This window comes from Shewanella sp. M-Br, assembly GCF_036245925.1.
GTDB classification, from domain to species: domain Bacteria; phylum Pseudomonadota; class Gammaproteobacteria; order Enterobacterales; family Shewanellaceae; genus Shewanella; species Shewanella oncorhynchi.
In genome coordinates this window covers 119,394-142,701 of record NZ_BJBV01000002.1, presented here as the reverse complement: position 1 = coordinate 142,701, position 23,308 = coordinate 119,394, and the positions used below count along the sequence as shown (strand labels likewise).

Here is a 23,308-nt window from a genome sequence, read left to right as displayed (position 1 = left end):
AAAGTAAAGGCATTTATACCATGGTCTAACAAATTTAAACGCTTATTTAAATTGAAATGTGATCTAGAATGGCTGTAAAGTAATGGCGGTTTGACATGCCGCACTCACAGATAAGAACTAAGTAAGGAGAACGGGGTATGGCTGATTTAAAAGCCAAATTAGAATTACCAGGGAACGACTCGATAGAATTGCCAGTAAAGCAGGGAACCGCTGGTTTTGACGTAATCGACATCAGTAAACTTGGCAGCAAAGGTTACTTTACTTTTGATCCAGGTTTTCTTGCGACTGCCTCCTGTGAATCTGCAATTACCTATATTGATGGTGATCTGGGTATATTGTTACACCGTGGCTATCCAATCGATCAACTAGCCGTTGACTCCGATTACCTAGACCTGTGTTATCTGCTGCTTTACGGTGAACTGCCGACGAAAGCGCAATATACTGAGTTTGTACATACAGTTAAAACCCACACTATGGTTCACGAGCAGCTAGCCTTCTTCTTTAGAGGTTTCCGTCGTGATGCTCATCCTATGGCCATGTTATGTGGTGTGACGGGTGCATTATCTGCATTTTACCAAGACTCTCTGGATGTTAACGATCCACGTCACCGCGAAATCGCCGCTTATCGCTTAGTCTCAAAAATGCCTACGATAGCAGCCATGTGCTACAAGTATTCTTCAGGCCAGCCATTCGTGTATCCACGTAATGACTTAAGCTATGCGGGCAACTTCTTAAGCATGATGTTTGCTGTACCATGTGAAGAATACATAGTTAACCCTATTGTTGAACGTGCAATGGACAGGATCTTCATTTTACATGCTGATCATGAACAAAACGCATCGACTTCAACAGTACGTTTAGCCGGTTCTTCAGGTGCAAACCCATTTGCGTGTATCGCAGCGGGTATCGCATCTCTTTGGGGCCCTGCACACGGCGGCGCTAACGAAGCCTGTTTGCAAATGTTAGAAGAAATCGGTTCAGTAGACCGTATTCCTGAATTCATTGAACGCGCTAAAGATAAAAATGATCCTTTCCGTCTGATGGGCTTTGGACACCGTGTTTACAAAAACTTTGACCCACGAGCCAAAGTGATGCGTGAAACTTGTCATGAAGTGCTGAAAGAACTGAAAGTACAAGATCCACTCTTGGATGTGGCAATGGAGCTTGAGCGCATTGCACTTGAAGACGAATACTTCATTTCTAAAAAGCTGTATCCAAACGTCGACTTCTACTCTGGCATCATCATGAAAGCCATTGGTATTCCAACCAGTATGTTCACTGTGCTATTCGCACTGGCACGTACTGTAGGCTGGATTGCACACTGGAAAGAAATGTTAGATCAACCAGGCCACAAAATCAGCCGTCCACGTCAGTTATACACTGGCGAAACTGCGCGTGATTTCGTCGCACAAGACAAACGCTAAGTCCCCACGACTTATGCATTAAAAAGCGCCTGAGGGCGCTTTTTTCATATCAAACAATCGCCTTTTACACTCCCTTTGTTAGACAAAATACATTGTTGCAATTGCCTACTTGCATAACCGCTGTTAACCGCCTTTAGTTATTCTCATCACTTTTTAAACTTTTTAGCTACATTTAGTGAAATTCGCACATTAGCCTTAACTTAAATATAGCTTAACTATATGAAATTAAGCTATATTTAATGTTGGCACGGTTTCTGCTCTCAAATGGCATCACAATAAAGACAACAGGTAACATTCTTATGGAAAAGTCAAAAATTGCTCAATTCACCCTCCCACTGCTAATGATTTCGATGCTAGCAGCCTGTGGTGAGGAAGAAGTGGTCAAAAAAGAAGAAAAATATGCCATTCCCGTCGAAACCACTACAGTGATGCAAGGAAACGTTTCTTCTTTTTACAGTACAACTGCCACCTTAGAAGCGCCACAGGAAGCCAATGTAGTGAGTCGTATATCAGGGCTCATTGAATCTCTCGCTGTTGAAGAAGGTGACCGCGTTCAAAAGGGCCAAGTGCTGGCTGTTATTGATGCCAAGAGGCAGCAATATGATTTAGACCGCTCAGAAGCCGAAGTCAAAATCATCGAGCAGGAATTGAATCGTCTGAAGAAAATGAGCAACAGAGAATTTATCAGCGCGGATTCAATGGCCAAACTTGAATATAACTTGCAAGCCGCTATCGCTAAAAAAGATCTCGCCGAACTGCAAGTAAAAGAAAGCCGCGTACTGTCCCCTATTAGCGGCGTCGTAGCTAAACGTTATGTGAAAGCTGGCAATATGGCGAAGGAATTTGGCGACTTGTTTTATATAGTCAACCAAGATGAACTCCACGGTATAGTTCATTTGCCAGAGCAACAGCTTGCGAGCTTAAAACTCGGCCAAGAAGCACAAGTGTTTAGTAATCAACATAGCAAGAATGCTATCCACGCCAAAGTGTTGCGCATAAGCCCGATTGTCGACCCACAAAGTGGCACCTTTAAGGTGACACTTGCTGTGCCGAATCAAGAGGCGCGCCTTAAAGCTGGCATGTTTACCCGGGTTGAGCTCAAATACGATACCCACGAGAACGTGATTACTGTTCCCTACAGCGCCTTGATCAACCAAGACAACAAACAAGCGCTTTATGTTATTGATGGTACCAATGCGAACCGTCGTGAAGTCGAAATTGGCTACCGTGAAGGTGATTCGGTAGAAGTGATTACAGGTATTAACCCCGGTGAGCAAGTCGTTACCCGTGGCCAGCAAAACTTGAAAGACCAATCCTTAGTCGAAGTGATCACCCCACTCGATCTTGCTTCCGCTAAGAACTGATAGGAGCCTTTCATGTCAATTATCAGCACTTCCGTTAAACGGCCAGTCACGGTATGGATGTTCATGCTGGCAGTGATTTTATTCGGTATGGTGGGATTTTCCCGCCTAGCGGTGAAGTTACTGCCAGACTTAAGCTATCCCACATTAACCATTCGCACTATGTATGACGGCGCGGCGCCAGTTGAAGTCGAACAGCTCGTCTCTAAACCAATTGAAGAAGCCGTTGGCGTGGTCAAAGGCTTACGTAAAATCAGTTCTATTTCGCGCTCAGGCATGTCGGATGTGGTGCTTGAGTTTGAATGGGGCACAACAATGGATATGGCGAGTTTAGATGTACGTGAAAAACTCGACACTATCGCTCTGCCGCTCGATGTAAAAAAGCCCTTATTACTGCGTTTTAACCCCAACCTTGACCCTATTATGCGTCTCGCGCTGTCTGTGCCCAATGCCTCTGAAGCCGATCTCAAACAAATGCGCACCTATGCAGAGGAAGAACTTAAGCGTCGTTTAGAGGCGCTATCTGGGGTCGCCGCCGTGCGTTTATCTGGCGGCCTAGAGCAAGAAGTGCATATTCAGCTCAATCAAGAAAAACTGTCGCAGCTCAATCTCAATGCCGATGATATTAAACGTCGTATTAATGAGGAAAACATCAACCTCTCTGCGGGTAAAGTGATCCAAGGTGATCGCGAATACTTAGTACGAACGCTAAACCAATTCAACTCATTAGATGAACTCGGCCAAGTGATCGTCTATCGCGACGAGCAAGCTTTAGTCCGTTTATTCGAAGTTGCTACCATCACAGATGCTTACAAAGAGCGTAGTGATATCACCCGCATCGGCAGTCAAGAATCGATTGAACTGGCCATTTATAAAGAAGGTGATGCAAATACTGTCGCTGTCGCCAAAAAACTGCGCGATGAACTCGTCAAAATCAATCAAGACCCTAAGCAAAATAAGCTCGAAGTGATTTACGATCAGTCTGAGTTTATCGAAAGTGCGGTCAGCGAAGTCACCTCTTCTGCGCTGATGGGCAGCTTGTTATCTATGCTAGTGATTTACCTGTTCTTGCGTAATATCATCCCGACACTGATTATTTCTATCTCGATTCCCTTCTCAGTGATCGCCACCTTTAACATGATGTATTTTGCCGATATCAGCTTAAACATCATGTCATTAGGTGGTATTGCCCTTGCCATAGGTCTCTTGGTCGATAACGCCATTGTGGTATTAGAGAACATTGACCGCTGCCGTAGCGAAGGCATGAGTAAATTAGAAGCCGCAGTGACGGGAACTAAAGAAGTGGCAGGCGCGATTTTTGCCTCAACACTCACCACTCTTGCGGTGTTTGTGCCGCTAGTATTTGTGGATGGGATTGCTGGCGCCCTCTTCTCAGACCAAGCGCTAACGGTCACTTTTGCGCTGTTAGCATCGCTATTAGTCGCATTAACGTCCATTCCAATGCTGGCATCACGTGAAGGCTTTAAAACCTTACCCGCGCTGATAAAAACGACACCTAAGGATAAACCCACCACTAAAATGGGCAAGCTTAAACACTATAGTGCGACTGTGTTTTCTTTTCCTATTCTATTAATTGTTAGTTACTTACCTAGTGCACTACTGAGCTTAGTGTTGATTTTAGGCCGCTTTTTCTCATGGCTTATTGGTCTAGTGATGCGCCCGTTAAGCTCAGCATTTAACTTTGTCTACCACAGTATTGAGAAGGTTTATTACAAGCTTCTGGCCTCGGCGCTGCGCCAACAGAAAGCAACGCTGTTACTCACGATTGCAATAACAGGCGCTTGTATTAGTTTGTTACCGCGACTTGGTACGGAGCTTATTCCGCCAATGAATCAGGGCGAGTTTTACGTGGAGATCTTACTGCCGCCGGGTACGGCTGTGAGCGAAACCGACAAGATATTACAGCAACTTGCACTGTCAATTAAAGACAGAGCCGAAGTTAAACATGCTTATAGTCAAGCCGGTAGTGGCGGTTTGATGACTTCGGATACTGCCCGCGGGGGTGAAAACTGGGGCCGCTTGCAAGTGGTGCTTAACGACCACAGTGCCTATAACGCAGTCACTCAAGTATTACGTGATACTGCGCGCCGTATTCCTGAACTTGAAGCGAAAATTGAGCAACCTGAGTTATTCAGCTTTAAAACGCCACTAGAGATTGAGCTCACAGGTTACGATTTAAACTTACTCAAACGCAGCGCAGATAGTCTCGTCAAAGCATTATCCGCATCGGAGCGTTTTGCCGACGTGAACACCAGTCTACGTGATGGTCAACCTGAGCTAAGTATCCGTTTCGATCATGCAAGGTTAGCGGCTCTAGGAATGGATGCGCCAACGGTTGCAAACCGTATTGCCCAACGTGTTGGTGGTACTGTTGCCAGTCAATACACAGTGCGTGACCGTAAGATTGATATTCTGGTGCGCAGTGAACTCGCGGAGCGGGATCAAATCAGCGATATCGATGCCTTAATCATCAATCCGAATAGCAGTCAACCTATTGCATTAAGCGCAGTTGCAGAAGTTTCATTGCAATTAGGCCCATCTGCGATTAACCGCATCAGCCAACAACGTGTGGCTCTCGTATCAGCTAACCTCGCCTATGGTGATTTAAGCGATGCGGTTGCACAGGCGCAGCAGATACTATCGCAACAAGTGTTACCCGCATCGGTTCAGGCCCGTTTTGGTGGTCAAAATGAGGAAATGGAGCACTCATTCCAATCACTCAAAATTGCCCTTATCTTAGCGATTTTCTTAGTGTATTTAGTCATGGCGAGTCAGTTTGAATCACTATTACATCCCTTGCTTATTCTCTTTGCCGTACCTATGGCATTAGGTGGCAGTGTACTTGGGCTTTATATCACCCAAACTCATTTGAGTGTGGTGGTATTTATTGGCCTTATCATGTTGGCGGGGATCGTCGTGAACAACGCGATTGTGCTTGTGGATCGGATCAATCAACTGCGTAGCGAAGGTGCTCAAAAACTTGATGCTATTCGCGATGCAGCTAAATCGCGCCTACGCCCGATTATGATGACAACCCTCACCACGACCTTAGGCTTATTGCCGATGGCGCTAGGTCTAGGTGATGGCTCAGAGGTGCGCGCACCGATGGCGATTACGGTGATCTTTGGTCTGAGTTTATCAACACTACTGACCTTAGTAGTGCTCCCAGTGCTCTATGCCCTATTCGACCGTAAAGAATACGCAGTAACTGGCTCACATGTAAACGTAGAGGAGGCTCGCCCATGAACCTCACCCGTTTAGCCATTAAGCGCCCCGTAACCACCAGCATGTTCTTCTTTGCTATCTTGCTGTTTGGTCTCGCCTCGAGTCGCCTATTACCGCTGGAAATGTTCCCCGGTATCGATATCCCACAGATAGTGGTGGAAGTGCCTTACAAAGGCTCGACCCCTGCTGAAGTGGAGCGCGATATTACCAAAGTGCTGGAGGAATCCCTCGCGACTATGGGTGGGATTGATGAGCTTGAATCAGAGTCCTCCCAAGAAGGCGCCGAAATCGAAATCAACATGAAGTGGGGGGAAAACGTTGCCACTAAGAGCTTAGAAGCGCGGGAAAAAATCGATGCTGTGCGGCATTTACTGCCCAAGGATGTGGAGCGGGTCTTTATCCGCCAATTCTCCACCGCCGACATGCCTGTGCTCACCATACGCATCTCAAGTGATCGTGAGCTTTCAGGTGCATTCGATCTACTCGATAAACAGCTCAAGCGTCCACTTGAACGTGTTGAAGGTGTCTCTAAGGTCAGCTTGTACGGCGTTGAGCAAAAGCAAATTGAGGTACGCATCAATGCCGACCGCCTTGCCGCCAGTGGATTTTCAGCCACAGATTTGCAACAACGTCTCGGCAGAGAGAACTTTGTGCTGAGCGCAGGTACACTCAGGGCCAGTAGTATCGTTTATCAAGTTTCACCTAAGGGTGAGTTCAGAAACCTTGAAGATATCAAAGCACTAGTACTGATCCCCGGATTGACCTTAGGCGATATCGCCGATGTACAATTTGCCCTACCTGAACGTATCGAAGGTCGACATTTAGATAAGCACTATGCCGTGGGTTTGGATGTGTTTAAGGAATCTGGCGCTAACTTAGTCGAAGTGTCAGACCGTGTCATGAAGGTGATTGAGCTTGCGAAGCAGGACCAACAGTTCCAAGGTATTCGCCTATTTATCATGGAGGATCAAGCCTCTGGAGTAAAATCTTCACTAATGGATTTGCTGCTTTCAGGGTTAATCGGTGCACTGCTATCCTTTGTAGTGCTGTACTTATTCCTGCGTAATTTGAAAATGACTTTAGTGGTTGTGTCATCCGTACCTATTTCAATTGGTATGACGCTCGCCGCTATGTATCTACTCGGTTACAGCTTGAATATTCTGTCTATGATGGGGCTCCTGCTCGCCGTCGGTATGTTGATTGATAACGCTGTGGTTGTCACTGAGAGCGTACTGCAGGAAAAACAAGGTAAACACCCTAAAGACAATGAAGAGTCAGTCATGACGGGGGTCGATAAAGTGTCTCTGGCGGTATTGGCAGGCACAATGACAACCGCCATTGTATTTTTACCTAATATTTTTGGCGTAAAAGTCGAGATCACCATTTTTCTAGAGCATGTTGCTATTGCGATTTGTATCTCACTCGCCGCGTCGCTATTGGTCGCAAAAACCTTAATCCCTTTGATGTTGACTAAGTTCCACTTTGACATCGCACCCGAAAAGGATGCGGGTAAATTACAACGTTTCTACAATAATACCCTAGATTGGGTATTGCTCAGACCTTGGCGTTCAGGCGTGATTGCTGTAGCGATACTCGCATCCACCGCCCTGCCGCTATCTATGGTTAAACAGGATCAAGAAGACAGCGAGAGCAATGAACGAATCTACATTAACTACCAAGTAGAAGGTCGACATAATCTCAATGTTACTGAGGCAATGATCAACCAAATGGAAGAGTATCTTTATAACAATAAAGAGGAATTCCATATTGATTCTGTCTACAGCTATTATGCCTCTGACGATGGCTCATCGGTGATCCTCCTAAAGAAAGATTTGCCTATATCAGTGGATGAGTTAAAAAAGAAAATCCGTAGCGGCTTTCCTAAGTATTCCATCGCCAAACCACAATTTGGCTGGGGTAATGACAACTCTGGCGTGCGAGTCACACTCACAGGGCGCTCAACCTCTGAGCTGATTAATTTGAGCGAGCAAGTTATTCCTTTGTTGCAAAACATCAAAGGATTGCAAGATGTTCGCTCCGAGCTTAATGGCGCTCAGCAAGAAGTGATTATCCGCATTGATAGACAAATGGCGGCGCGGTTAGATTTAAAACTCAATGAAATTGCCTCAAGTATCTCCATGGCACTGCGCGGTTCACCGCTACGATCCTTCCGCCACGATCCTAATGGCGAGCTGCGCATCGAAATGGCCTACGAGAAAGAATGGCAAAAGTCACTTGAGAAACTCAAGCAGTTACCCATAGTACGCCTCGACCAAAGAGTGTACACCTTAGATAATCTGGCGAAGATTGAGATCCAACCCCGCTTCGATACTATCAAACACTTCAATCGCCAAACCTCGCTGTCGATTGGAGCTAACTTAGAAAACCTCACCACAGAAGAGGCGCAAACTAAGATCAAGCAAGTGATGGAAAATATCCGTTTCCCCGATGGTTACGACTATTCACTCCGTGGTGGCTTCGAGCGCCAAGATGAAGATCAGAACGTGATGGTGACTAATATGCTCTTGGCTGTCGCGATGATTTATATTGTGATGGCGGCGTTGTTTGAATCTCTACTGTTACCGACGGCGATTATTACCTCGATCCTATTTTCCATCACAGGTGTATTCTGGGCGCTGTTTATCACAGGCACCCCTATTTCTGTGATGGCAATGATAGGTATCTTGATTTTAATGGGGATAGTGGTGAACAACGGTATCGTTCTGGTGGATCAAATCAATCAGATGACACCGGATCTCGACAAATTGTCTGACACCATTCGGGAGGTGTGTATCACCCGTTTGCGGCCAGTGTTAATGACAGTAGGTACAACAGTACTGGGATTAGTCCCACTGGCGATGGGTGATACCCAAATCGGTGGCGGCGGCCCGCCATATTACCCCATGGCAATCGCCATTATCGGTGGCTTATCGTTCTCTACAGTGACTAGCTTGTACTTAGTCCCCCTGTGCTATCAAGCATTTTATCGGATGCGTCACCGCGCAGCGATTCGCTTAGGCCAAGCCGATCACTTTGCCAAAAAACTGTTACCTTGGACGGTTTAGTTGTCTTGGATAGCTGATGTTCTTGAACAGTTCAGCAATCTTTGACAACTTAATATGCCATTGAATTTGTAATAAAAAGGCTGCTGTGCGGCCTTTTTTATTTTACGAATTACGCTCTATACTTTTACTGCGGTAAAACCCTAAACTGGATCATAAACAATTGCTCAAGACCGGGATAAATTTCTGCAATCACATCACGTAGCTGCGGCAACGTCATATTCTCTTGCTTAGCATGAATGTCTGAGAGCTCAGTTAAGGTCACTGGCACGACATCAATAATATGGATATCACAAAACCAGCGGTCGGTTTCGAAGGTTGAAACGGGAAGCGTTTGACCTGCAATCACATGGGATTCCGTTTCATCACGCAATGTAATGGTTTTAGTGCCACTTAATAAATCGTGCTCAAAGCGCTCAAAAAAAGTGATTTTAGTTAATAACACACATCTTCCTCGGCTCAGGATATGAGCAATAAAATAACAGTAGAGTCAATTTTTCAAACTCATAATGCTAGGCAATATAATGGCTTTTGATCCACACTGACAGTCTACACCGCAGAATTTGCAGCATTTGTCGTGTGAAATACTAACAGCGCCGTTTAAGTCAAATAGTTATGCTAACGCCATTTAGCAAAACTAGTTCCCAAAGAGTAGCCGTTGTTTTCGACAAAATTCAGCAAAACATGGTCAGTTCGCTCAGATTGAGTTAGAATCCCGCCTCAATTGAGCCCTTGGCCTCATATTCCTGCGCGTAGCGGGTGCGAAACGAAATTAGAGACGTCATGAACAAGAAACAAAAGATCATCAAGAAAATAGCTAAACGCGCTAAGGCCAGACTGAATAAAGTCGACCCAGTGACTATCGGCTCACCTGCAAAATCAGGTTACATCTCTAAGGCTGATCGCGCAAAAATGGCGGCATCAGAAGCCGCGACTAAACAAGTCGAAGGCCAACAAGACACGCCAAGTATTGAAGAATAAACAGTAACGAAGAATAAGAAGCTCAGCAGAATAGTCTTTTAGCGGCGTATTTTGGCATTGTTAGCTTAACTAAATGAAGTGCAAACGCCGTTTCAAACAAAATGCCACAAGCAATCTTGTGGCATTTTGTTTTTCAGCATTCACATCATTAGCAGCTTTCTGACTGCTCCTCGTTATTAAGAGCTCATTTTTATCTGCATTCTTGCCCACAGCTTCTACATGGCGCAGCTAAGCCACATAACGTCAATTAGGCTTTTTCCCCTCGTCTAAATAGGGTAATACGGGCTCATTCTCTTGCTCCTCCGTTAATTGCGCCATCTGCACGCAAGAGGATGAAAGTGGATTGGTCGCACTCGGTAAGTTCTGTGCAACACAATTAGCGATTTCCTCTTCCTCACTCAGTACGACATTGCAGGGGATAGCATTCGCAGCATCAAGATTAGGCGCAGCTGAAAACTGTGCCTGCGCCGCCACTTTATCCACTAAACGATAGGCAACCCACACACCTAATGTACCAAACAAAATAGACCCTAAAATTTGCCCAATCAATACACCGTAAACACCGCCCCAAAGTGCACCAAAATACACAAAGGGCACAGTGCCTAAAGTGGCTTTACCTACGTTAAATAGCGTGGAATATTTGGCCTTGCCAAGATTATTAAAGGACGCATTCGCCACGAATAAAATCCCAGAAAAGATAAAGAATACCGCAATATAACTGCAGAAAAAGTGAATAAGATCAGCGCTGTCACCCTTCATATCGAACACACTGACCAAATGTGACTTAAGCATAAACAGCAACAAAGACATTACCAGCACATATACAGTACAAAACTGAATCGCCCGCGTTAAACTCTCACGTACTCGGTCAAACTGACCTGCCCCAAAGTTTTGCCCAACAATAGGTCCAATCGCGCCGGACAGTGCAAAGATCATCCCAAAGGCCACAGGGATTAAACGTCCTAATACTGCCCAACCTGCCACATAAGCGTCACCGAAATCGGCGATCGCTCGGGTCACAAAGGCATTTCCGATGGGAGTTGCCACATTGGTTAACATCGCAGGGCCTGCAATGGCAAAGATGGGCTTAAGATCGGCGATAAAATGTGCCTTATCGAAATGGCCTAACAATTTATGCTTAACCACCACACCGCGAGCTGCAATCACAAATACCGCCACCCGCGCTAAAACGGATGCCAATGCAGCGCCTTCAATTCCCATGGCGAACATGAAGATAAAAATCGGATCGAGTACCGCATTAACGCCGCCCCCCGCTAAGGTCGACATCATAGATAACTTTGCATCACCCACGGCGCGCAAAGCCCCGCCGAGCGCCATTGCAAGACAGATAAAAGGCAAGGAAGGCACGAGAATATACAAATAGCTCGCAGCAAGTTCTGCCGTATGACCACTCGCGCCTACTAAGGCAACTAGCTCAGGAATGAAGGTGGTGACCACAGCCGCCACCAGCACACTGATCAGTGTCGTCACAACCGCGCTATTGAGTAATAAGCGCTTTGCCAACACCACCTCTTTTGCGCCAATCGAGCGAGACACTAAAGCGCCTAAAGCAATTGATAAGCCTATCCCAATGGACGTAGTGAAAAAGGAGATACTGCCCGCATAACCTACAGCAGCAGCAAGCTCATGCTCCCCCAATAAACTCAGGAAAAAGATATCCAGTAAATCCACGACAAATAAGGCAGAAATCCCTACCGCTGCGGTCGAACTCATCACTAAGATATGGCGTAATATGGGGCCTTCAACAAACTTGGCTTGCGTCATACGTGTCTTTTACCTACAAAAAATAAAAAGTGTTCGCCGAAGTCATCATGAAACGCCTTTATCGACGGGCACATCTAGGCTATCTAACTCACATCCACAACGACTACAATACATGGCATCAATATCATGACCTGTCTTATGGCATTGATTACACGAGCGTAAATCTCGATGACGCCCTACTTCTTGGGATATCTCGGCGGTTAAAATCCCCGTTGGGATTGCAATAATCGAGTAACCAATCAGCATAGTAAAAGCCGCAATCGCCTGACCTAACCCAGTTTTCGGGGTAATGTCACCGTAACCGACTGTAGTAATAGTCACAATTGTCCAGTACACAGATTTAGGGATTGAACTGAAACCATTATCAGGCCCTTCAACCACATACATTACTGAACTCAGTACCATAACGATCAAACTGACCGAGAAGAAAAACAAAAAAACCTTACGACTCGACTGCATCATCGCCCTAAGCAGCACATTTCCTTCACTCAAATAACGCAGTAATTTGAGTACGCGGAAAATCCTAAACAGCCTAAGTATCCGGATGACTAAGGTAAAGTTAGCGCCAGGGATCAGCAACGCCAGATAACTTGGCAATACCGATAACAAATCCACTAAACCATAAAAGCTGCGAGCATATAACACAGGATGAGTCGCGCAGTACAAACGTAGGCCATATTCAATCGTAAAAATAATGGTAAATACCCATTCCAACACAGAAATAAGCTGGCCGTATTCGCGATGGAATATCTCTACTGTGTCGAGGAACACTAAGCCGACACTCAACACAATACACACCATGAGGGCGATATCAAAATAGCGGCCAGCGGGAGTATCAGTGCCAAAAATAATGGTACGTAATTGACGTTTTAACGGACTTTCGGATTCGATATTCTCAGACATAAAAGCTTTTACTTCCTTGCAACAAAATGACTAACACAGGGATTACAGTATAAATATGCCACGAGTCTGCCATGCAATTGCACCTAGCTCAAAATTATCTACTCACAGTAGGATAAAATTGCGGTATGATGCCGAAAAAAGCCAACAACCTGTGTTTATTTTCGAGGACTCCATGCGCGCCACCCTACTTTCCACATTGACATCTCTCACTGTGACTATCGCGGCTCTCGTTTCACCCGAATTACATGCCTCTGGCATGGGTAAAGTGGATCTGGTGGTGATCACTAAATCCGAATCCAGTATGGCTTTATTACGCGATGGCAAAGTGCTCAAACAATATCGCATCGCCATGGGTGACCTACCCGCTGGACACAAATTAAAGGAAGGCGATCAACGCACACCACAGGGGCGTTATACCCTAGATTATAAAAAGCCTGATAGTGCTTATTATAAATCGATCCATATTTCCTATCCTAATGAAGAGGATAAACTCAGAGCCAAAGCCTTAGGCATTAGACCCGGAGGCATGATCATGATCCACGGCCAAAACCCTAAGTCTTCATTGCCGCCAGAACAAGCCCAGCAATACAACTGGACTGACGGCTGTATCGCGATTACCAACGCCGAAATGGATGAAGTGTGGAAAGTGGTCGATGAAGGAACACCAATTGAGATTTGGCCGTAATCTTAGCCAATATCCAGATGGCAAAATGCCAAATAGATAATTGAACGATATCAAACACGCCCAGCTTAATGGGCGTTTTTATTTAACCTTTTAAAGCATGATGTTAGTTGTAATAGTCTCGGTCATTTACTTAAGGGATAAAACTAACGCCAATAGAAATGCCTTGGAGTATTTATGCCTAAATTCAACGAGCCTGTTGCGCCGCACAGTGCAAACCTCAGCTATGAGCAATTAATCCAAGGCTGGCCCGCCTTCGAAGCACAGATTTTAGCCTTGCTTGAAACCTTAGACTTAGCAGATAAAGCACTGGTTTGCGACCATGTCGCGCTGCGCGTCAATTCCATCGCCAGTGCCGATGCCCTGCGCGACGCCTTTAGCCGCATAGGTAAAATCATTTCAGACAACATCATCAATGGCCGTACGATTCTGATCATCGAGCTAGACACGCCACTCACACTCGGTCAATTTAGCATTGCCTGCGTCGAGCTTCCCTATCCTAGTGATAAAGTTTATCCACAGGAAGGCTGGGAGCACATAGAATTAGTTATTGATTCTAAAGCTAAAGATTGCGATACCTTGAGCCAAGATTTACTGGTCTTATGTCCAACACTCCGCCCTTTACTCAACCTAGGACTGAGTCCATTGCCGCAATCTGAGCAGACAGCTGAATCAGAGCAGTCAAGATTACCAGACTTGCCATCCCTTGCTGAGATTAAGGTCAAGATGAGCTCGCCAAAAGGCGATAAAGAACGTTTAGCCAATCCAACTATCGCCTTTAAACGCGGCAATGTGTGCATTAAAGTGCATCCCCATGGCATAAAAGCGGTCATCGCGAGCGAACAAGTATCTGAATGTTAAGTCAGACTTAAACTCAAGCAGATAAAACTGAGCTTAGATTTTCATCGGCACTTGCCTTAGCTAAAACCTACGACAGTACCTGAGTTAACATCTGAGTTGATGACAATTTAATCAGATTCAATATTCTCGTTATTTTTAGGTCAGTTTTTTGGTAGTTTTGTCAAAAATCGCCAAAATTAAATCTAAAAAACAGCATATTTAGCGTAACTTAGGACGTATAACTCGCAGATGCCATCAGGCACAAATTATCGTGTCCAGTAGATGGATGCTATGTGCAAACAGAGGATCGCCAATGAAGCCACACAAGAACGAAGCACAAATATTGAAGTTCGCCATGGAAATCGGCGTGGGCTATGCCAAAAAACGCGGATATGCGGACTTTGACAAAGGCATCTCACCTAAAGACAAAGTGGAATGTATTTACCGTTTATTGGTCACCGACAACTTGATTCAGCCACTGGCCAAAGATAAAGAAGATGGGCCAAACATGAAACACAAACTGATTTTATGGATCACCCGCCAACTGCCAGCTGATCATCCACTGTTGAAGTAATCTTTTTAGACGACTCGGTTAAAAATGATTATTGGCAAGCAGACATTTGAAGCTAGCCTAAAAAGAAGCCAACTCACTAAGTGTTCACGATAAGGAACACCATTAAATGGCGCATCATTGCGCCATTTAAGTGAGCCAGAACTGGATATCGAACCTAGCCCTTTTTGGCCGCTTTGTTGGCTTTCTCATTCGCTAGCACTGTTGCCATTGGCGGCACTATGGTTGTAGGGTCGAGGCGCATTTGATACCAGTTCACTCGCCAATCTAAGTGTGGGCCATTTGCACGGCCTGTTGCGCCCACCTCTGCAACAGCTTGGCCTTGCTTAACCGCTTCACCCGCGTTGACGTACAGCTTACTCAAGTGCAAAAAACTCGAACTCACGCCATAACCATGGTCGATCACCATAGTCCCGCCCGAATAAAACATGTCAGGCACAGAAAGACTAATAACACCATCGGCAGGGGCGACCACTACAGTGCCGGTTTTCGCCGCCACATCCACCCCAAAGTGTGGATTACCGGGTACATCGTTATAAATACGTTGGCTACCATAAACCCCTGAAATACGCCCCGTCAGCGGCCAAATAAACGCCTGTAAAAATGCAGTTTGCTCACTAAATGTTGCCCGTGCCGCTTTCACCTGCGCCGTGTCTTTCGCCGCTCTTTCCTGCGCGACGGGATCGGGCTTCATAATCTTCGAGCTAATGCCCTTTACACTTTGAATATCGTACTCTCGCTTGGTTAAGGTTAAAGGCTTAACCTCAGTCAAACCATCGGGATAAACCAAGGTTAGCTGCTGGCTCAATTCACCGTCGCGATCAAAACCAAAGGCAAAATGACCGTCAGGCGTGACCTTGATGGCTTCACCATTTAAGCTAATCTGAGTGCCCGCTGGCGCTTGACCCCGCATTAATGCGCCTTGCTCTAACTTACCCTGTAAACTCACCTCAGCTTGTACCTGAGGCGCAATGAGCACTAGGCCCAAAGTGAATAATGCCGATAAGCAGCGCACTGGATTTGAACTTAGGGGGGCTCCACCGTGAGATAAAAATTGCGATACTTTATTTCCCAACATCTTATTATTTTCCAGCATCTTAGTTTCCAATATCCTAGTTTCCAACATCTTCAAAAAATCCTTATCGAGGGGCAATAGGGATCAAGACCCACTCAATACATTCATCGCGACACAAAACGCAGCCGAATTCAATCAATGCCACGTTAACCTAACGCACCATAAAAATCGATTCTGCAAACCCACATCCCTGTCGTAATCTCAGTTCAGCCTATGCTAAAAACAAACAAAAAAGCCCCGATAATCTACCGAGGCCTATTAAATCCGTGATTAAAAGGTGAATAGTTTAAGTCCATTCACTTATATCAGCTCGTAGTGCCTATCCCTTAACGACAATCGCGCCCTTGCCAACACCTTCAAACGCCACCACTTTAAACTGACTTCCTGGCACTTTAGCGACTAATGTCGTGGCAATATAATCGGCTAACAACTCAACCGTCGTGTCGTGGGGAATTAAATCACAGCATTCCTTTGGCATTGCCAATTGGAAATCCCCTTGAGGGGCTTGGTAATGAAAGCCATAGTGGCTGTCATCGGTTATCCGCGTTTGCGGCGAAAGATTAAGGGTCTTAACTGAAACCAAGTCCTCTTCACTGCCTAAATAAATATCGTGCCAACGTTTGGCCCAATACTCATCCCACTTAGGTGCTGGACTGCCATTTTCATAAACGTGAATAGGACTACGATGCCCATGGGCGATACGCTGACAATTACCATCGTGTTTACGTAAACCATGGCTGTAATGGTAATAAGGCGTATCGAGAATTTCGTGTCTCAAGGTGAGCGTGATCCCTTCGACATTCTTAGGTAAAGCTTCGCGCAATGCTTTCTGTAAAAAGGCATTCACGCTGGGAATATCAATCTCTTCGGTCGGCACTAAGGCAAAGGCTTGTGAAGGACAGGCCAAATGAATTTCACCTAACTGACTATCAAAATCCATCCATACTCTATCGCCCTGCTGTTGCCATCGCACACTGCTGCAGGCCGTAGGCACTAATAAACGATGATCGGCCACCGCATCTATGGTTTGCTTGATCGTGCGTTTGACTTTAGCAAAATCGAGTACCATGTTTTGCTCGTCTAATCCGCCCTCTAGCAGAACATCAACAATCCAACTCTCCCCCACCATGCCGCGCTTTGGGCACAAATAGGAAAAATCGATCACAGTTAAATCTTTGACAAACAATTGCATTAACGCTCCTCGGCAGAAAAACAGTCCACCTATATAATTTTATAGCACCGCTTGGCGATGGCCGAGCATGCTAACTTGAGGCACTCAACACGAGTTAACTCAACATGAATGGAGATTCTAATCAATTCCGTCTGTTGTCGCGACAAATGAATCCACTCAGCCCAATATTTTGTATCAGATGTTTGTATCAGATGTGTGTATCAGGTAGTCGAAAATCCAGCAATTCGACTCATTGCAACCATCAGGTACCGATAGGCAGAAAGCAACAATACATCGACTTTGCCGATTAACAGATACAACCTTAACAGAAACATCACTCAACCTAGCAAAATAACAACGTAAAAACAGCGAATTAGATCGCAAAAGCTTAATCCGCAACAGCGATAGACCCAATCGAAACAAAGCATTATCACTCAGCATTATTAACCGCTAGCATCCCTGTTAAACCATACAAAAACCAAGGTTATACAGGGAGAAATAAGATGACCAAACTTACATCTATCGCCATTTTCATCGCAGGTATGTTAGCCAGTACCCATGCTATCAGTGCAGAACCCATCGAAGTCATTACAGCAGCCAAGATCACTGAGCCTGAAAAAGTTGAATTAGGTAAAATGCTGTTCTTCGAACCCAGACTGTCTAAATCTGGCTTTATCTCTTGTAACTCTTGCCATAATTTATCCACTGGTGGTGTCGATGCACTGCCAACGTCTATTGGTCACCATTGGCAGGAAGGCCCAATTAACTCACCCACAGTGCTTAATGCCGACTTTATGCTGGCTCAATTTTGGGACGGTCGTGCCAGTGATTTGAAAGAACAAGCCGCGGGGCCTATCGCCAACCCGAAAGAGATGGGCTTTACCCATGAACTCGCAACTGAAACTATCGCCTCTATGCCCGCCTACCGAGCGCACTTCGCCAAGGTATATGGCGATGAAAAAGTCACAATTGACCGTTTAACCGATGCGATTGCCACCTTTGAAAAAACCTTAGTCACCCCTAATAGCCCCTTCGATCAATATCTTCTGGGCAAGCAAGATGCCATCAGCGCAAATGCCAAAGCGGGTTACCAACTCTTCAAGGATAAAGGCTGCGTGAGTTGCCATAACGGCCCCGCTGTCGGTGGAACCATGTATATGAAAATGGGACTCATCAAACCGTTCCACACCAATAACCCAGCAGAAGGTCGTAAGGGCGTCACAGGTAAAGAAGCTGATAAATTTGTGTTTAAAGTGCCGACACTTCGCAATATTGAGCTCACCTATCCCTACTTCCATGATGGCAGCGTCTGGACCTTGGAAGAAGCGGTGAATACCATGGCAGACATTCAATTAGGGCAAAAACTCTCTGACCAAGAAGTGAAAGAAATGGTCGCCTTCCTTGAGTCCTTAACGGGCGATCAGCCGCAAATCACGCTACCTATTTTGCCACCATCGAATAAAGATACGCCACGTCCAGTGCCATTTAGTTCCAATAACTAACATAGGCAACGAGTCACTGACTAAGAAGTACTCACTTAGCTGTACTCACTTAGCATAGACACTAAGTCAGCGCGACTTAGTTAGCAAAAAGGCCGAGAGTAAAAACTCTTGGCCTTTGGTTATTCTTTCGCTTAAAAACGATGGATTAATTAAGTACTATTCGCCTTTAAGACGACGATCAAGCTGATCTTTTAAGTTTGCTGGCACACCTTTGATTAAAATCGTGTCCGAGATGGGATCGTAAATCACCCGTTGACCTAAGTGGCCGCCATCAAAACTTAACGTTACGCCGCCACCTGTACCAGAAAACTTCTTCAATTGGCGCAGGGTCGATTTATCGGCCGGAAACTCTTCATCGAGATCATAACTGCCGCCACGGGCAAAATCATAGAAGGAGTCCATGCCTTGATCGGCTAACTCATCGGCCAAGTCTTTGATCTCAATGTCAGCGCCTTCATCGAAACGCTCACTACAGTATTCAAACACTTTATTGCGGCACTGCTGACGCTCGTCTTTCGTCAACTCACTGCTGGCAACAAAATCTTCAACCGCATTCATTAAGGTTTTGTTTTGCGCCTTAGTGTTGACGCCTTCTACGCAGCCCATAAAGTCGAGGAAAAAGTCAGCGACTTTACGTCCCGCACGGCCACGGATAAAGGAGATGTACTTGCGAGAATCCTTATCGGCTTGCCACTCAGTTAAATCAATACGCGCCGCGAGTTGGATGTTATTTAAATCCAAATGGTTATTTTGCGACAGTTCCATATCATCTAATACTGTCATTGACGACTTAGCACTTAATAAAGCCACAAACAAATAATCGCTGGTGATGCTGGTATAGCAAGACATCAACAGGAAACCGCCTTGACTGAAGTCGTATTTCGACAATTCTTCTTGCAGTAATTTACTGGCTTGACCGGAAAATTCCACAAACCCTAGCTCGCCGCCACGGTATTGAGTTAGCGCATTGGCAAAGGCGGGATTCGCCTCACCGTCGTCACCATGGATACCAAAATAGCCAAAACCTTTACCGGCCTTTCCCGTATATGTCTGATGCAACTCGTCGAGCATCACCTCGACCGCCTGACCGTTCAGCAGAGGTTGAGGACGCAAACGGCAGCGTAATTGCCCCTGACTGTCCTGAGAAATCTCGTGAATAATTGCGTGTTCGATGTTAATACTCATAAGCCCTGATAGTGATACTGGGATAAATCCGCTATTATATGCCGCTAATCCATTCCAAAGTGAAACATTTTTTGATTATGGCAATCCAATCGAAATACTCAAACACCCAAGTTGAATCATTAATCGCCGAAATATTGGCTGTGTTAGAAAAGCATAAAGCACCGACTGACCTGAGCCTGATGGCATTGGGTAACTGCGTGACTAACCTGCTAGAACGTAAAGTGCCCAGCGAATCGCGCCAAGCCGTGGCCGAACAATTTGCAAAAGCACTCGCACAATCGGTTAAATCCCAGTAAGTTAACTGGGTAATAATCATCAAAAGAATATAAGATACAAGGCCTTTTAGGAATAAGCGGATCACTATGGTCGAGCGAAAAAAGCAAATGAGCCGCGATCGGGTTTCCCGGCTCATCAACTGGGGACATTGGTTCGCCTTCTTCAATGGCTTATTAGCCATGATAGTCGGCAGCCGATATCTTGGCAGCGTGGGTTATCCAGAAACTTGGTATGGCTGGGTTTATCTGAGCGTCAGCACTATTGGTCAGTTTAGCTTTCTCGCCTTTATCGCCTATTTGATCTGCCTATTTCCACTAACCTTGATATTGCCCTATTCAAAAATATTAAGAGGTGTCGCGGCGGTGATCGCGACCCTAAGTCTTTGTATCTTACTGTACGATACCATTGTTTACGCCGATTACGGCATGCACTTGAGCCCCTTCGCCTTCGATTTAGCTTGGGCGGATCTCAATGCCCTGCTCCGTGGTACTTCTTATATCGTCACCCCGCTGGCCATCATCGCCATTGAACTGACCATGGCCAATTTTTTGTGGAAACGCATAGAGAAAATCCAAAAACTCAATTTAGGCAATAAAGTTATCACCTTAGTGTGTATCTGTTTTATCAGCAGCCACTTGATCCACATTTGGGCCGATGCCGCCGATATCACCGAAATTACCCGTTTCGACGATACTTATCCTTTATCTTATCCCGCGACTGCTCGCTCCTTTATGGAAAGTCACGGTATCGATGGTTCATACCAAGGCGATGACGTCAATCACAACACTAGTGTACTCAGTTATCCAGAGCAGCCACTCACCTGCCAGGCCGACACGAAAATCAACGTGTTGATGATTACTATCGACAGTTTGCGGGCGGATATGGTCGATGGTAAAAGCATGCCATTCCTACAACAATACACTGAAAATAATCAATCTTTTACCCAGCATTTCAGCGGCGGCAACCAATTTAGAACGGGCATGTTTTCGCTACTCTATGGCCTGCAAGGCAGTTATGGCGATGCGCGAATTTTTAATAGCACCAGTCCTTTACTGACCAGAAGCTTTCAACAAGCAGGCTATGAATTGGGGCTTTTCCTCCCTGAAACCAATCTCAATTTGCGTTCATCACAGGCGATGTTTAATGACTTTAATCCTGTCATAGCCAAAGAAACCAATGGCAGCGCCGATGCCGATTTGCACACAGTGGCCAGTTTTAACGAGTGGCACAGCATCCAAAATAAACCTTGGTTTGCGCTCGTTAACTTAAAAGCGCCAGAAAATTTTGATACTCCCGTGGGTTTTCTGGGTATCGAAACAGTGAAAGCCAATACCGACCTGATGCCAGCACAAAAAGTACTGTTTAATCAATATCGCCAATCTCTGTATTTTGTCGATCAACAACTCAAGGCGATGCTGGCCAATGTGTCCAACGACACCTTAGTGATTATCACTGGGGTCAATGGCAAAATGTTCACCAGCAATAGTGATGAAGCGAATCGCAACCTGTCACCACAGAGTGTCAAAGTGCCATTAGTGATCCACTGGCCGAATACGGGTGCTTCTAAGGTCAAATACCGCACCAGCCATTACGGCATTGCGCCGACTTTAATGACCCACGTGCTAGGTTGCACCAATAACACGACAGATTACAGCGCTGGCCGCAGCCTATTACAACCTGACAAAGAAACGTGGATCTATATAGGTGATAGCCGTATTTTTGCTATCTATCAAGAAGCAGAAGTGACAGTGATTGACCGCCACGGTAAATATCGTATTTACGATGAAAACTATGAACATAGGCTCAATAAAAAAATGAGCGCGCCTGAATTGATTGAAGTGATGCGTGAAGGTCGACGTTTCTATAACCACTGAGCTTCATCATCTTAGTTAAGAAAGCCCCATTCCTACAGGATTGGGGCTTTTTTATTCCCTGGCGACTGGATGAATACGAAATGCACGAAGCTTGGATTTAACTGCGTGGGGCTGCGTGGCCATTATCTTGAAGCTAGTCTCTTGTAGCTAGTCTCTTATGATGGACCTTACCTGCCACTAAAGCCAAAAGCCGCTATCGCTAGATAACGGCTTTTTAAGGCTTAGGTTTAAATCAACTCAAGTCACTCTACAATCAATCGGCTTTAACCGTAGAGTAGCGTGCTAACCAATGGGCGTAAGAAGCGGGTAATACCCAAGATGGGCGCGCAATTTTCAAGGTTTGCGCCGCTTGATATGGCCAATGTGGATTCGCTAAAAACGCTTTACCTATCATCACTAAATCCATTTGTTCATCTTCAATGGCCGCATTGGCTTGATGTGGATCATCCATACCCCAAGAAGTCGCAACGGGGAACCCCACTTCTTGACGAACCCGCGCTGCAATAGGCGCCAAAAATGCAGGACTCCATGGAATATTTGCCGTTGGGGTCGAGAAGCAAATGCTGACGTTTAACATATCGAGCCCCGCTTGCTTAAATTGCTTCACCAAGGTTATCGATTCCGTCAGTGTTTCTTCATCTTTATGGTCGAATTCAATCACGCCAAATCGCGCCGTTAAGGGTAAATGCGATGGCCAAACGTCTCTTACCGCGGCAATGGTTTCTAACAAAAAGCGCCCCCGCCCTTCGGCACTGCCACCGTATTGGTCGGTGCGTTGATTAGCATAGGTTGAAAAGAAGCTTTGGGCTAAATAACCGTGGGCGAAATGCAGTTCTAACCATTCAAATCCTGCGGCTAAAGCACGCTTTGCTGCCGCCACAAAGTCGGCTTTAACCCGCTCAATGTCCTCAATCGTCATAGCGGTAGGCACTTTAGGTAAGTTTGCGCCAAATGCGACAGCTGATGGTGCAATCGGTTGCCAACCTCGCGCGTCATTATCGGCAATATGGTCATCCCCTTCCCACGGGATATTGGCACTCGCTTTACGGCCTGCATGACCAATCTGAATGCCTGCAACAGCACCCGCATTTTTAATCACACTAGCCACTTTTGCTAAGCCTTGGGCTTGTTCGTCATTCCATAACCCAAGGCATTTGGGGGTAATACGTCCTTCAGGAGAAACCGCTGTGGCTTCAACCACAACAAGACCCGCTCCGCCACGGGCAAGGCTAGTGTAATGCACCTGATGCCAGTCATTGATGAGTCCATCTGTGGCTTGATATTGGCACATGGGCGCAACGGCAATACGGTTTTTGAGGGTGATGTCTTTAAGTTTGAAGGATGAAAATAGATCGGCCATGGTGTTTCCT

18 protein-coding genes are annotated in these 23,308 nt (G+C 45.7%); 11 read left to right on the top strand and 7 right to left on the bottom strand.

The window, feature by feature from the left end:
* Positions 1-137 precede the first annotated feature (137 nt).
* From AAA952_RS02580 to AAA952_RS02565, 4 genes are all read left to right on the top strand, one after another.
* Positions 138-1,424: a citrate synthase gene (locus AAA952_RS02580; RefSeq protein WP_028759699.1), complete on the top strand. Its 1,287-nt coding sequence runs from the start codon at positions 138-140 to the stop codon at positions 1,422-1,424.
* 299 nt (positions 1,425-1,723) lie between these two features.
* Entirely contained in the window at positions 1,724-2,788 is a 1,065-nt protein-coding gene (locus tag AAA952_RS02575) for an efflux RND transporter periplasmic adaptor subunit (protein ID WP_105252698.1), read from the top strand.
* Between the two features lie 12 nt (positions 2,789-2,800).
* The gene (locus tag AAA952_RS02570) at positions 2,801-6,052 is read left to right on the top strand and encodes an efflux RND transporter permease subunit (protein WP_263169825.1); all 3,252 of its coding nucleotides are present in this window, start codon (positions 2,801-2,803) and stop codon (positions 6,050-6,052) included.
* Positions 6,049-9,096 (top strand): efflux RND transporter permease subunit, encoded by a 3,048-nt coding sequence (locus AAA952_RS02565; RefSeq protein WP_263179869.1) that lies wholly within the window; start codon positions 6,049-6,051, stop codon positions 9,094-9,096. Before AAA952_RS02570 ends, AAA952_RS02565 begins: the two co-directional genes overlap by 4 nt.
* Before the next feature lie 124 nt (positions 9,097-9,220).
* On the opposite strand, the gene yqfB is transcribed toward AAA952_RS02565, so the two are convergent.
* On the bottom strand, positions 9,221-9,538 hold the full coding sequence (gene yqfB / locus AAA952_RS02560; RefSeq protein ID WP_338254126.1) for a N(4)-acetylcytidine aminohydrolase: 318 nt from the start codon (positions 9,536-9,538) through the stop codon (positions 9,221-9,223).
* 338 nt (positions 9,539-9,876) lie between these two features.
* Here yqfB and AAA952_RS02555 point away from each other — a divergent pair, with 338 nt between their 5' ends.
* On the top strand, positions 9,877-10,074 hold the full coding sequence (locus AAA952_RS02555) for a DUF2986 domain-containing protein (protein ID WP_131523309.1): 198 nt from the start codon (positions 9,877-9,879) through the stop codon (positions 10,072-10,074).
* Between the two features lie 243 nt (positions 10,075-10,317).
* Here AAA952_RS02555 and AAA952_RS02550 read toward each other — a convergent pair whose 3' ends face one another.
* Positions 10,318-11,859 carry an MATE family efflux transporter gene (locus tag AAA952_RS02550; RefSeq protein ID WP_131523308.1) on the bottom strand — a complete coding sequence of 514 codons (1,542 nt, stop codon included), beginning with the start codon at positions 11,857-11,859 and terminating at the stop codon, positions 10,318-10,320.
* 45 nt (positions 11,860-11,904) lie between these two features.
* Positions 11,905-12,762, bottom strand: a complete 858-nt coding sequence (locus AAA952_RS02545) for an ion transporter (RefSeq protein WP_028759691.1) — start codon at positions 12,760-12,762, stop codon at positions 11,905-11,907.
* 172 nt (positions 12,763-12,934) lie between these two features.
* On the opposite strand from AAA952_RS02545, the gene AAA952_RS02540 reads away from it, so the two are divergent.
* The 3 genes from AAA952_RS02540 to AAA952_RS02530 all read left to right on the top strand — a co-directional run bounded on the left by AAA952_RS02540 (position 12,935) and on the right by AAA952_RS02530 (position 14,858).
* Positions 12,935-13,447 carry a L,D-transpeptidase family protein gene (locus tag AAA952_RS02540; protein WP_028759690.1) on the top strand — a complete coding sequence of 171 codons (513 nt, stop codon included), beginning with the start codon at positions 12,935-12,937 and terminating at the stop codon, positions 13,445-13,447.
* A gap of 174 nt (positions 13,448-13,621) precedes the next feature.
* Positions 13,622-14,305, top strand: a complete 684-nt coding sequence (locus tag AAA952_RS02535; protein WP_263169818.1) for a VOC family protein — start codon at positions 13,622-13,624, stop codon at positions 14,303-14,305.
* Between the two features lie 292 nt (positions 14,306-14,597).
* Positions 14,598-14,858, top strand: a complete 261-nt coding sequence (locus tag AAA952_RS02530) for a DUF5062 family protein (protein WP_006081993.1) — start codon at positions 14,598-14,600, stop codon at positions 14,856-14,858.
* Between the two features lie 154 nt (positions 14,859-15,012).
* Here the strand turns inward: AAA952_RS02530 and AAA952_RS02525 are convergent, their stop codons facing one another.
* Together AAA952_RS02525 and AAA952_RS02520 are read right to left on the bottom strand one after the other, a co-directional pair.
* On the bottom strand, positions 15,013-15,951 hold the full coding sequence (locus AAA952_RS02525; protein ID WP_409437983.1) for a M23 family metallopeptidase: 939 nt from the start codon (positions 15,949-15,951) through the stop codon (positions 15,013-15,015).
* 298 nt (positions 15,952-16,249) lie between these two features.
* The gene (locus AAA952_RS02520; RefSeq protein ID WP_028759687.1) at positions 16,250-17,122 is read right to left on the bottom strand and encodes a 6-carboxytetrahydropterin synthase; all 873 of its coding nucleotides are present in this window, start codon (positions 17,120-17,122) and stop codon (positions 16,250-16,252) included.
* A gap of 482 nt (positions 17,123-17,604) precedes the next feature.
* Between AAA952_RS02520 and AAA952_RS02515 the strand changes: the two genes are divergently transcribed.
* On the top strand, positions 17,605-18,603 hold the full coding sequence (locus tag AAA952_RS02515; protein WP_263199638.1) for a cytochrome-c peroxidase: 999 nt from the start codon (positions 17,605-17,607) through the stop codon (positions 18,601-18,603).
* A 156-nt stretch (positions 18,604-18,759) separates the two neighbouring features.
* Here the strand turns inward: AAA952_RS02515 and yejK are convergent, their stop codons facing one another.
* Positions 18,760-19,788 carry a nucleoid-associated protein YejK gene (gene yejK, locus AAA952_RS02510; protein ID WP_263138485.1) on the bottom strand — a complete coding sequence of 343 codons (1,029 nt, stop codon included), beginning with the start codon at positions 19,786-19,788 and terminating at the stop codon, positions 18,760-18,762.
* A gap of 77 nt (positions 19,789-19,865) precedes the next feature.
* Between yejK and AAA952_RS02505 the strand changes: the two genes are divergently transcribed.
* The gene (locus tag AAA952_RS02505; RefSeq protein WP_011847036.1) at positions 19,866-20,084 is read left to right on the top strand and encodes a YejL family protein; all 219 of its coding nucleotides are present in this window, start codon (positions 19,866-19,868) and stop codon (positions 20,082-20,084) included.
* Positions 20,085-20,150: 66 nt separating this feature from the next.
* The gene (locus tag AAA952_RS02500) at positions 20,151-21,938 is read left to right on the top strand and encodes a DUF3413 domain-containing protein (RefSeq protein WP_263148933.1); all 1,788 of its coding nucleotides are present in this window, start codon (positions 20,151-20,153) and stop codon (positions 21,936-21,938) included.
* A gap of 253 nt (positions 21,939-22,191) precedes the next feature.
* Here AAA952_RS02500 and AAA952_RS02495 read toward each other — a convergent pair whose 3' ends face one another.
* On the bottom strand, positions 22,192-23,298 hold the full coding sequence (locus AAA952_RS02495; protein WP_338254102.1) for an NADH:flavin oxidoreductase/NADH oxidase: 1,107 nt from the start codon (positions 23,296-23,298) through the stop codon (positions 22,192-22,194).
* Between the last annotated feature and the right edge of the window lie 10 nt (positions 23,299-23,308).